This is a genomic window from Pseudomonas sp. 3MA1, from assembly GCF_029237275.1.
Lineage (GTDB): Bacteria > Pseudomonadota > Gammaproteobacteria > Pseudomonadales > Pseudomonadaceae > Aquipseudomonas > Aquipseudomonas fluorescens_AP.
Genome location: NZ_JAACFX010000025.1, coordinates 1 through 12,779 on the forward strand (window position 1 = coordinate 1; position 12,779 = coordinate 12,779).

At 65.2% G+C, this 12,779-nt stretch carries 2 protein-coding genes; both read left to right on the top strand.

Features of this window, described 5'->3' with window-relative positions; translation table 11 throughout:
• Positions 1-3,638, top strand: a 3,638-nt coding sequence (locus GWQ44_RS30740) for an amino acid adenylation domain-containing protein (RefSeq protein ID WP_275929100.1), incomplete at its 5' end; no start/stop codon positions are given.
• Between the two features lie 14 nt (positions 3,639-3,652).
• Positions 3,653-12,779 (top strand): non-ribosomal peptide synthetase (locus tag GWQ44_RS30745; RefSeq protein ID WP_275929101.1); only part of this gene is annotated, 9,127 nt, incomplete at its 3' end.

The following is a 12,779-nucleotide window of genomic DNA, read 5'->3' on the forward strand; positions in this document are numbered from 1 at the left end:
GCGAAAACGTCAACATCGAAGCGCTGCGCGATCATCTGCACGCCCAATTGCCGGACTACATGGTCCCGGCCGCCTATGTGCGCCTGGACAGCCTGCCGCTGACCAACAACGGCAAGGTTGACCGCAAAGCCTTGCCGGCGCCGGATCAGGATGCGCTGCTCAGCCGTGGCTACGAAGCGCCGCAGGGCGAGATCGAAACCCTGTTGGCGCAGATCTGGGCCGAGGTGCTGAAGGTCGAGCAAGTGGGGCGCCACGACAACTTCTTCGAACTGGGTGGCCATTCGTTGCTGGCAGTGAGCCTGATCGAACGCATGCGTCAGGCCAACCTGAGCGCCGATGTGCGGGTCTTGTTCAGCCAGCCGACGCTCACCGCCCTGGCGGCTGCGGTCGGCAGCGGACGCGAGGTGGCCGTGCCGGCCAACCTGATTACCCTGGACTGCACCCGCATCACCCCGCAGTTGTTGCCGTTGATCAACCTTGATCAGCCGAGCATCGACCGCATCGTCGCCCGCGTGCCGGGCGGGGTGGCCAACGTGCAGGATATCTACGCGCTGGCGCCCTTGCAGGAGGGCATTCTCTACCACCACATCACCGCCGAGCAGGGCGACCCGTACCTGCTGCAATCGCAAATGGCATTTGACAGCGTCGAACGTCTGCAGCGTTTTGCCCAGGCCTTGCAGGGCGTGATCGACCGGCACGACATTCTGCGCACCGCGATTGCCTGGGAAGACCTCGGCACCCCGGCGCAAGTGGTGTGGCGCAAGGCCCACTTGCCGACCCAAGAGGTGATCCTCGACCCGGCCGAGGGCGATGTGCTGAGCCAACTGCACGCGCGCTTTGATGCCCGTCATTACCGCGTCGATGTCAGCCAGGCGCCGTTGCTGCGCCTGGCCTATGCCCAGGACGAGCGCAACGGGCGCACGGTGGCGGTGCTGTTGTTCCACCACATGGCGCTGGATCACACGGCGCTGGACGTGGTCAGCCGCGAAATCGCTGCCAGCCTGGCCGGATCAACCGCCGCACCGGCACCTGCCATGCCGTACCGCAACTATGTGGCCCAGGTGCGCCTGGGCACGGACGAGCAGGAGCACGAGGCGTTCTTCCGCGAGATGCTCGGCGATATCGACGAGCCGACCCTGCCGTTCGGCCTGCAGGACGTGCAAGGCGACGGTCATGCCGTCAGGGAAGCCGGGCAAGACGTGCCCGCTGACCTGAACCTGCGCCTGCGCGCCGCCGCACGGACGCTGGGAGTCAGCGTCGCCAGCCTGTTCCACCTGGCTTATGCACGGGTCTTGAGCGCTGCATCGGGCAAACCGGACGTTGTGTTCGGCACCGTGCTGATGGGGCGCATGCAAGGTGGCGACGGCGCCGACCGGGCGTTGGGCATGTTCATCAACACCTTGCCGCTGCGGGTGAGCCTCGATCACCAGGACGTGCGTGCCGGGGTGCGTTCCACTCACGCCCGCTTGTCGGCGCTGCTGGGGCACGAGCACGCCTCGCTGGCACTGGCGCAGCGTTGCAGCGGCGTGGTTGCGCCTTCACCGTTGTTCAGTGCGATGCTCAACTACCGTCACAGCGCCAGCGATGGCGTCATGCACGAAACCCGTGACGCCTGGGTGGGGATCGAAACCCTGGCCGGGGAAGAGCGCACCAACTATCCGTTGGCGGTCAACGTGGATGACCGCGGCGATGGTTTCCACCTCAGCGCCCAGGTCATCGGTGTCGATGCCGAGCGGGTCGTGGGTTACCTGCAGACCGCCTTGCACAGCCTGGTCGAAGCGCTGGAAAGCGCACCGAACACCGCCGTGCAGCAACTGCCGGTATTGCCGGCTGCCGAGCGCAATACCCTGCTGGTGGAGTTCAACGCCACCGCCCGCGATTACCCGCTGCAACAGACCTTGCACGGCCTGTTCGAAGCCCAGGTTGAACGCACCCCCGACGCGGTTGCGGTGTGGGCCGACGGCCAGCGCCTGAGCTACCGCGAGTTGAACGCCCAGGCCAACCGCCTGGCCCATCACCTGCTGGCGCACGGCGTGCAGCCGGATTCACCGGTGGCGATCTGTGTCGAGCGCAGCGCCGAGATGGTGGTCGGCCTGCTGGCGATCCTCAAGGCCGGCGGCGCCTATGTGCCGCTGGACCCGGCCTATCCGCAGGAGCGCCTGGCCTACATGCTTGAAGACAGCGCCCCGGCTGTGCTGCTGGTGCAAACTGCCACCCGCGGCTTGCTGGGTGACATCACCGTACCGGTGGTGGATCTCGATCACGCCGACTGGCAGCACCTGCCATCAATCAACCCGTCGGTGGCCGCGTTGACCCCGGAGCACTCGGCCTACGTGATCTACACCTCCGGTTCCACCGGCCAGCCCAAGGGCGTGATCAACGAACACCGCGCGGTGGTCAACCGCCTGCTGTGGATGCAGGAGGAGTACGGCCTAGGTACCGACGACAGCGTGCTGCAGAAAACCCCGTTCAGTTTCGACGTGTCGGTGTGGGAGTTCTTCTGGCCGCTGTTCACCGGCGCACGCCTGGTCATGGCGCGCCCTGGCGGGCACAAAGACCCGCAATACCTGTGCGACATCATCGAGGCCGAGCAGGTCACCACCTTGCACTTTGTGCCGTCGATGCTTGACGTGTTCCTGGCCCATGGCGATGTCAGCCAGGCGGCCGGGCTGGTGCGGGTGATGTGCAGCGGCGAGGCGCTGCCGGGCAGCGTGGTGCGCCGCTTCAAGCAGCAACTGCCGGGCAGCCAGCTGTTCAACCTGTATGGCCCGACCGAAGCGGCGGTGGACGTCACGGCCTGGGACTGCAGCGGTGCGCAGACCCCGGACAACACGCCGATCGGCAAGGCCATCGCCAACACCCGCATGTACGTGCTCGACGCGCACTTGCAGCCGGTGCCGCTGGGCGTCAGCGGCGAGCTGTACATCGGTGGCGTGCAGGTCGCCCGTGGCTACCTGAACCGCCCGGAGCTGACCGCCGAGCGTTTCCTCAAAGACCCGTTCAGCGAGGGCCGGCTGTACCGCACCGGTGACGTCGGGCGTTTCCTGGCGGACGGCAACATCGAGTACCTGGGGCGTAACGACGATCAGGTCAAGATCCGTGGCTTGCGGATCGAACTGGGGGAAATCCAGGCGCGCCTGGGCGAATTCCCGCAGATTCTGGAAGCCACGGTGCTGGCCCGCGAGGACGTGCCGGGCGACAAACGCCTGGTGGCGTACTACACCGGCGTGCCGGCGGCGACTGACGAGCTGCGCGCCCATCTGCTGGAGCAACTGCCGGAGTTCATGGTGCCGCAGGTGTTCGTGCACCTGGAGGCGTTCCCGCTGAGCCCCAACGGCAAGCTGGACCGTAAGGCGCTGCCGGCCCCGGACATGGCCGCGCTGCGCAGCCGTGAATACGAAGCGCCGCAGGGTGACACGGAAATCGCCCTGGCCCGGCTCTGGGCCGAGCTGCTGAACGTGGAGCGGGTAGGGCGCCACGACAACTTCTTTGAACTGGGCGGCCACTCACTGCTGGCCGTCAGCCTGATCGGGCGGTTACGCCAGGATGGCATCGATGCGAACGTCAAGGCGCTGTTCGAGCAACCCACGCTCTGGGAATACGCCGAAATTACCGAAAGAATGGAGATGGTCCTGTGAGTGTTCTCGAACTGTTGGCGACATTAAAAGAAAAAGATGTCCAGCTCTCCGTCAAGGGTGACCAACTCGTCGTACAAGGCAACAAGCAGGCGTTGAAGGAACCGAGCGTGCTCGCCGCACTGCGCGAGCATAAGGCTGAGCTGATCGCCTTGATCAATGCCGGGCAGTACAGGGCACAGCGCGCCGGGCAGGTGGACATTCCGGCCAACCGCATCGTCGCCGGCTGCACGCGGATCACGCCGGACATGCTGACGCTGACCACACTCGACCAGGCGGCCATCGACCTTATCGTCGGGCAGATTCCCGGCGGGGCCGCCAACATCCAGGACATCTACCCGCTGGCGCCGCTGCAATCGGGGATTCTGTTCCACCACCTGTCGGCGCAGCAGGGCGATCCCTATGTGCTGCAATGCACCATCGGCATGGACAACCGCCAGTGCCTGGACGATTTCAGCCAGGCCCTGCAATGCGTGATCGACCGGCATGACAGCTTTCGGACCGCGGTCATCTGGGACGGGCTCGACGAGCCCCACCAAGTCGTGCTGCGCCAGGCCCGTTTGCAGGTTGAAGAGCTGGTGCTGGACCCGGCTGAGGGTGATATCCGCCAGCAACTGGAGCAGCGTTTCGACACCCGGCACTTTCGCCTCGACATCAGCCAGGCGCCGCTGATCCGCATCGCCTATGCCCATGACCCGCAGAATGGGCGCTGGCTGGCGTTGCTGATGTTGCATCACATCATCTCCGACCATGCCGCGCTGGCCGTGGTGCAGCATGAAATCCAGCAATACCTGCTGGGTCACGCCGCGCAGCTGGGCAAACCGGTGCCTTACCGCAATTACGTGGCGCAGGCGCGCCTGGGCGTGACTGAACAACAGCACGAAGCGTTCTTTCGCGACATGCTCGGCGAGGTGGACGAGCCGACCCTGCCGTTCGGCCTGGCGGATGTGCAGGGCGATGGCAATGCCCTGGAGGAAGCCGTGTTGGCCGTCGCGCCGACGTTGGGCCAGCGCCTGCGTGCCCAGGCCCGTCAGCAGGGCGTGAGTACCGCGAGCCTGTGCCACCTGGCCTGGGCGCAAGTGCTGGCGGCCGTCACCGGCCAACAGCGCGTGGTGTTCGGCACGGTGTTCCTGGGGCGCATGGAGGCCGGCGAGGGCGCCGAGCACGCGCTGGGTATGCTCATCAATACCTTGCCGCTGCGGGTGGATATCGCTGATCACGGCGCCCAGGCGGCGCTCAAGGCCACCCATGCTCGGCTGAGCGCATTGCTCGGTCATGAGCATGCACCCTTGGTGCTGGCGCAACGCTGCAGTGGCGTCGCAGCACCGCAACCCTTGTTCAGTACCTTGCTCAACTATCGCCACAGTGCGGCGGCCCAGGCCGGTGACGAGGCCGAAAAGGCCTGGCGCGGCATCGAATTCTTCCACACCGAGGAACGCACCAACTACCCGCTGACCCTGAGCGTCGATGAGTTCAGCGACGGTTTTTCCTTTACCGTTCAGGCCTTGCCGGTGCTGGGCGCGCAACGCTTCTGCGACTACATGCATAGCGCCCTGGAACATCTGCTTCAGGCGCTGGAGCAAAACCCGCAGGCTGCCGTCAACCAGCTGCCGGTGTTGCCGGATGCCGAGCGCCAGCAGGTGCTGGCAGGTTTCAACCAGACCCACGCCGACTACCCACGCGGGTTGACCATCCACCAGCGTATTGAACAGCAGGCAGAGCGCAGCCCCAAGGCGCTCGCGGCGGTGTACGACGGCCAGACGCTGACCTATGCCGAGCTGAATCGGCAAGCCAACCACCTGGCTTATCGTCTGATCGAACTGGGCGTGCAGCCGGATGATCGCGTGGCGATCTGTGCGCGCCGCAGCCTGGAAACCCTGGTGGGCCTGGTCGCCATCCTCAAGGCCGGCGCGGCCTACGTCCCCGTCGACCCGGCCCACCCACTGGACCGCATCGGCTATTTGCTCGAAGACAGCGCTCCGCTGGTGGTGCTGGTGCAACCGGGGCTGAGCGAGCGCTTGCCGGCGATGAGCGTACCGGTACTCGAACTTGACTCGCTGTTGCTGGCCGGCCCCGCGCGCGCCAACCCACAGATTGCCGGCCTGACCCCGGCACACCTGGCGTATGTGATCTACACCTCCGGGTCCACGGGTTTGCCCAAAGGCGTGATGGTTGAGCACCAGACCCTCGACAACCTGGTGAACTGGCATTGCGAAGCCTTCAGCCTCAGCGCCGGCAGCCACACCTCCAGCGTCGCCGGATTTGGTTTTGACGCGATGGCCTGGGAAGTCTGGCCGGCGCTATGCGTGGGCGCCACCTTGCATCTGCCACCGGCGGCGCAGGGCAACGAAGACATTGATGCGCTGCTGACTTGGTGGCTGGCCCAGCCGCTGGACGTCAGTTTCCTGCCGACGCCGGTGGCTGAATACGCCTTCAGCCAGAACCTGCAACACCCGACCCTCAAGACCCTGCTGATCGGCGGCGACCGTCTGCGCCAGTTCACCCAGGCGCAGCGCTTCACCCTGGTCAACAACTACGGGCCCACCGAAGCCACGGTCGTGGCGACTTCCGGGCGGATAGACGCGGGCCGGACACTGCATATCGGTCGGCCGGTGGCCAATGCCCAGGTGTACGTGCTCGACGCACAACTCAAGCCGGTGCCGCTGGGCGTCGCCGGTGAACTCTATGTGGGCGGTGCCGGGGTGGCGCGCGGTTACTTGAACCGTGCGCAAATGACCGCCGAACGCTTTCTGCAAGACCCCTTCAGCAGCGACCCGCAAGCGCGTATGTACCGCACCGGCGACCTGGTGCGCTGGCTGGCTGACGGCACGCTCGATTACCTGGGCCGCAACGACGACCAGGTGAAAATCCGCGGTGTGCGCATCGAACTCGGCGAAATCGAGACCTGCCTGGGCGGCCATCCCGCTGTGCGCGAGGCCGTGGTCATTGCCCGCGACGGACGCCTGATCGCCTACTTCACCGCGGGTGAAGCGCTGGATATCGAGCACCTGCGCCGCTACCTGCAAGCCCAATTGCCGGACGCGATGGTCCCGGCGGCCTACATGCACCTGGACAACCTGCCGCTGACGGCCAACGGCAAGCTGGACCGCAAGGCCCTGCCGGAACCGGATCAAAGCGCGCAAGCGAGCCGTGACTACGTGGCCCCGGTGGGTGAGGTGGAAATCGCGCTCGCGCAGATCTGGGCCGAAGTGCTCAAGGTCGAGCGCGTGGGCCGGCATGACCATTTCTTCGAGCTGGGCGGGCATTCGCTGCTCGCGGTGGGCTTGATCAGCCGCATGCGCCAGGCGGGCTTGCAGGCCGACGTGCGCGTGCTGTTCAGCCAGCCGACCCTGGCGGCGTTGGCCGCGGCTGTGGGCCACAGCCGTGAAGTGACGGTCGAGCCCAACCGCATTCAGCCCGGGTGCACACGCATCACCCCGGACCTGCTGACACTGGTCAACCTCGACCAGGCCAGCCTGGACCGGATTGTCGACAGCGTGCCGGGCGGCGTGGCCAACGTGCAGGACATCTACCCGCTGGCGCCGCTGCAGGAAGGCATTCTGTACCATCACCTCAGCGCCGAGCGGGGGGATCCGTACCTGCTGCAGGCGCGCTTCAGCTTTGCCGACGAGCAGCGTTTGCAGGCGTTTACCCAGGCGCTGCAGCGCGTGATCGACCGACACGACATCCTGCGCACCGCGATTGTGCTCGAAGGCCTGCCGGCCCCGGTACAGGTGGTGTGGCGCAAGGCTGAGTTGGCTGTGCAACAGGTGCTGCTGGAAGACACCGGCGGCGATGTGATGGCCCAGCTTGAGCAACGCTTTGGTGCACGCCAACACCGTCTCGACCTGGCCCGCGCGCCGCTCATGCAACTGGTGTATGCCCAGGACCCGGCCCGGCAGCGTGTGGCGGCGATTCTGCTGTTCCACCACATTGCCCTGGACCATACCGCGCTGGAGGTGGTCAGCCAGGAAATGCAGGCCTACCTGAGCAACCCGGATGCGCAACTGCCCGAAGCGGTGCCTTATCGCAATTACGTGGCCCAGGCGCGCCTGGGTGTCAGCGAGCAGGAGCATGAGGCGTTCTTTTGCGAGTTGCTCGGGGATATCGACACCCCGACCTTGCCCTTCGGTCTGCAAGATGTGCAAGGCGATGCCCGAGATATCGAAGAAGCGCACCTGGTGGTCGATGCCCAACTCGACCGGCGCCTGCGTGGCCAGTTGCGTCAGCTTGGCGTCAGTGCCGCCAGCCTGTTTCACCTGGCCTGGGCACAGGTGCTCGCGGCCGCGACCGGCCAGCAGAACGTGGTGTTCGGCACCGTGCTGATGGGCCGCATGCTCGGCGGTGAAGGCGCCGAACGGGCCTTGGGCATGTTTATCAATACCTTGCCGCTGCGCCTTGACATCGACCAGCGCGATGCCCGTGCCGGGGTGCGCCAGGCCCATGTGCGTCTCAGCGCGTTGCTGGGGCATGAACACGCGTCGCTGGCCTTGGCGCAACGCTGCAGCCAGGTGAACGCGCCCTTGCCGTTGTTCAGCGCATTGCTGAACTACCGGCACAGCGCCGTGGCCGAGGGCTCCGAGCAAGTCCAGCAAGCCTGGCAGGGTATGGAAGGGCTCGGCGGTGAGGAACGCACCAACTACCCGCTGACCTTGAACGTGGACGAATGGGGTGACGGTTTCAGCTTGACCGTATTGACTCTGGCTCAGGTCGGCGCGCAACGGGTGTGCGGCTTTGTACACCAGGCGCTGGAGCAGTTGGTGCAGGCGCTGGAGCAGTCATCAACCACGGCGCTGCAGGCCCTGAGCATACTACCGGCGGCCGAACGCCAACAGGTGCTGCAGACCTTCAACGCCACCACGCGGGCGTATCCTGCCGCGCTGACGGTGCACGGGGTTTTCGAAGCGCTCGTGGCCGCGCAGCCTCAGGCACTGGCCGCTGTGCAGGATGGGCAGCGACTGACCTATGGTGAACTGAACAGCCGCGCCAACCGCCTGGCCCACCACCTGCTGGGCCTCGGCGCAGCACCGGGTGATCGAGTGGCAATTCTGCTGGAACGTTCCCTGGATTTGCTGGTAGCACAGTTGGCGATCAGCAAGTGCGCGGCGGTGTATGTGCCGCTGGATGTGAATGCCCCGACGGATCGGCAAGCCTTCATGATTGAGGACAGCGGCGCGCGCTGGGTGCTGACCACCAGTGCGACCGAAGTCACTGGCCATCGCCTTGACCTGGATACCCTTGATCTTGGCAATCAGCCGGAACACAACCCGGCCCTGGAACAGTCATCGGAAACCGCGGCCTACATCATGTACACCTCCGGCTCCACCGGCACGCCGAAGGGCGTGCTGGTGCCGCACCGGGCGATTACGCGGCTGGTGATCAACAACGGTTATGCCGAGTTCAACCAGCATGACCGCGTGGCCTTCGCCTCCAACCTGGCATTCGATGCCAGCACCCTCGACGTCTGGGCGCCGTTGCTCAACGGTGGCGCAGTGGTGGTGGTTGATCAGGACACGCTGTTGTCCCGCGAGGCCTTCGCCGCCTTGCTGCAAGAGCAGTCGATCAGTGTGTTGTGGATGACTGCCGGGCTGTTCCATCAATACGCCGAAGGTTTGTTGCCGGTATTCCCGCAACTGCGCTATCTGATTGTCGGAGGCGATGTGCTGGACCCTAGCGTGATTGCGCGTGTACTCAAGGACGGCGCACCGCAGCACCTGTTGAACGGTTACGGCCCCACCGAAGCCACCACCTTTTCGACCACCTATGAAATTCAGCGTGCGGACGAGGGCAGCATTCCCATCGGCAAGCCGGTCGGCAACAGCCGCGCCTACGTGCTCGATGCCCGTCAGCAACCTGTGCCGGTGGGAGTCGCCGGCGAGCTGTATATCGGCGGGCAGGGCGTGGCACTGGGTTATCTGAATCGTGCCGACCTTACGGCCCACGCTTTCCTGGTTGACCCGTTCAACGAAGGCGGCCTGATGTACCGCACCGGCGACCTGGTGGCCTGGCGTGCCGACGGCACCCTGCAGTACCTGGGGCGTAACGACCAGCAGGTGAAGATCCGTGGTTTCCGTATCGAGCTGGGAGAAATCGAAGCACGCCTGAGCGAGCACCCGCAGGTCAAGGACGTGGTGGTACTGGCTCGTCAGGATGAACCGGGGCACAAGCGTCTGGTGGCTTATTTCACCGAGCGCGAAAACGTCAACATCGAAGCGCTGCGCGATCATCTGCACGACCAACTGCCGGACTACATGGTCCCGGCCGCCTACGTGCGCCTGGACAGCCTGCCGCTGACCAACAACGGCAAGGTTGACCGCAAAGCCCTGCCGGCACCGGATCAGGACGCGCTGCTCAGCCGTGGCTACGAAGCGCCGCAGGGCGAGATCGAAACCCTGTTGGCGCAGATCTGGGCCGACGTGCTCAAGGTCGAGCAAGTGGGGCGCCATGACAACTTCTTCGAACTGGGTGGCCACTCGTTGCTGGCGGTAGGCCTGATCGAGCGTATGCGCCAGGCCAGCCTGAGCGCCGATGTGCGGGTGTTGTTCCGCCAGCCAACCCTGGCTGCCCTGGCGGCTGCGGTCGGCAGCGGACGCGAGGTGGCCGTGCCAGCCAACCTGATTACCCCCGACTGCGAGCGCATCACTCCGGCACTGTTACCGCTGGCCCGACTGAGCCAGGCCGGCATCGACCGCATTGTCGCCACGGTGCCGGGTGGCGTAGCCAATGTGCAGGATATTTACCCCTTGGCGCCATTGCAGGAAGGGGTGCTTTACCACCATATCCGTACCGACGAAGGTGACCCTTACCTGCTGCAATCCAGCTACGGCTTCGACAACCTTGAGCGTTTCCAGGTGTTCGCCGATGTGCTGCAAGCGGTCATCGACCGGCATGACATCCTGCGTACCGGCCTGGTCTGGGAAGGCCTGGAAAGCCCGATGCAAGTGGTGTGGCGCAAGGCCCGGCTGGTGGTGCAGGAGGTCGTCTGCGACCCGGCGGCAGGTGACGTGCTGGCGCAACTGCGCGAGCGTTTCGACGCGCGTCACTATCGCCTCGACCTGACTCAGGCGCCCTTGATGCGTATGGTCTACGCCCAGGACCCAGCCAACCGGCGCGTCGTCGCGGTGCTGATGTTCCATCACCTGGTCATGGACCACACCGCGCTCGATACCGTGCAGCAGGAAATGCGCAAGATCCTGCTGGGCCATGGCGAGGCGCTGGGGCATGCCGTGCCTTATCGCAATTATGTGGCGCAGGCCCGGCTGGGCAGCAGCGAAGCGGAACACGAGGCGTTTTTTTGCGAGATGCTCGACGATATCGACGAGCCGACCCTGCCGTTCGGCCTGCAGGATGTGCAGGGCGAAGGTCACGATGTGGGCGAGGCCACGCACTTGCTGGACCTCGACCTCAGCCTGCGGCTGCGCGAGCAGGCGCGCCAGGCCGGGGTGAGTGCCGCCAGTGTGTTCCACCTGGCCTGGGCGCGTGTACTGGGCACCTTGTCGGGTCGTCAGAGCGTGGTCTTCGGCACCGTACTGCTGGGGCGCATGCAAGGCGGCGAGGGCGCGGACCGGGCGCTGGGGATGTTTATCAATACCTTGCCGCTGCGCGTGGATGTGGCGCAAGACAGTGTGCGGGCGGCGGTCAAATCCACCCATGTGCGGCTCACGGCATTGCTCGGGTATGAACACGCTTCACTGGCCCTGGCCCAGCGTTGCAGCGGGGTCGCGGCAACCACGCCGTTGTTCAGTGCCTTGCTCAACTACCGGCACAGTGCCGGGGTCGAAGACGCGGTGGAGATGGACCAGGCGTGGCACGGCATGTACCTGCTGCACGCTGAAGAACGCACCAACTACCCCATCACCCTGAGCGTCGATGACCTGGGCGAGCAGTTCAACCTCAGCGCGCTGGTGGTTTCGCCGATCGAGGCGCGGCGCATCTGTGACTACCTGCTGACCGCGGTCACGCACCTGGTGCAGGCGCTGGAGCAGACGCCGCAGCTGCCGTTGGAGCAGGTCAGGGTGTTGCCGCTGGACGAAACACGGCAAGTGCTGGAGGCGTTCAACGCCACGGCGCGTGCCTATCCCAACGGGCAGACCGTGCACGACCTGTTCCAGCAGCAGGCAGCGGCAACGCCGCAAGTCGTGGCGGCGGTGCAGGGCACTGCCGCACTGAGCTACGCGCAACTGAACGCGCGGGCCAACAAACTGGCCCACCACTTGCTGAGCCTTGGCGCAGCACCGGGTGAGCGGGTGGCGATTCTGCTGGAGCGTTCCCTGGATTTGCTGGTGGCGCAGTTGGCGATCAGCAAGTGCGCGGCGGTGTATGTGCCGCTGGATGTGAACGCCCCGGCAGATCGGCAAGCCTTCATGATCGAAGACAGCGGCGCGCGCTGGGTGTTGACCACTAGCGCAACCGAGGTGGCGGGCCAACGCCTTGACCTGGATACCCTTGATCTTGACAAGCAGCCGGAACACAACCCGGCCCTGGAACAGTCATCGGAAACCGCGGCCTACATCATGTACACCTCCGGTTCCACCGGCACGCCGAAGGGTGTACTGGTGCCACACCGGGCGATTACGCGGCTGGTGATCAACAACGGTTATGCCGAGTTCAATCCGCAGGACCGTGTGGCCTTCGCCTCCAACCCGGCGTTCGACGCCAGCACGCTGGACGTGTGGGCACCGTTGCTTAACGGCGGCGCGGTAGTGGTGGTTGATCAGGACACGCTGTTGTCCCGTGAGGCCTTCGCCACCTTGCTGCAAGAGCAATCAATCAGCGTGTTGTGGATGACCGCCGGGCTGTTCCATCAGTACGCCGAGGGTCTGTTGCCGGTATTCCCGCAACTGCGCTACTTGATTGTCGGCGGCGATGTGCTGGACCCAAGCGTGATTGCGCGCGTACTCAAGGACGGTGCGCCGCAGCACCTGTTGAATGGATACGGCCCCACCGAAGCCACCACGTTCTCGACCACCTATGAAATTCAGCGTGCGGACGAGGGCAGCATCCCCATCGGCAAACCAGTCGGCAACAGCCGCGCCTACGTGCTCGATGCCCGTCAGCAACCGGTGCCGGTGGGTGTTGCCGGCGAGCTGTACATCGGCGGGCAGGGCGTGGCGCTGGGTTACTTGAACCGTGCCGACCTTACGG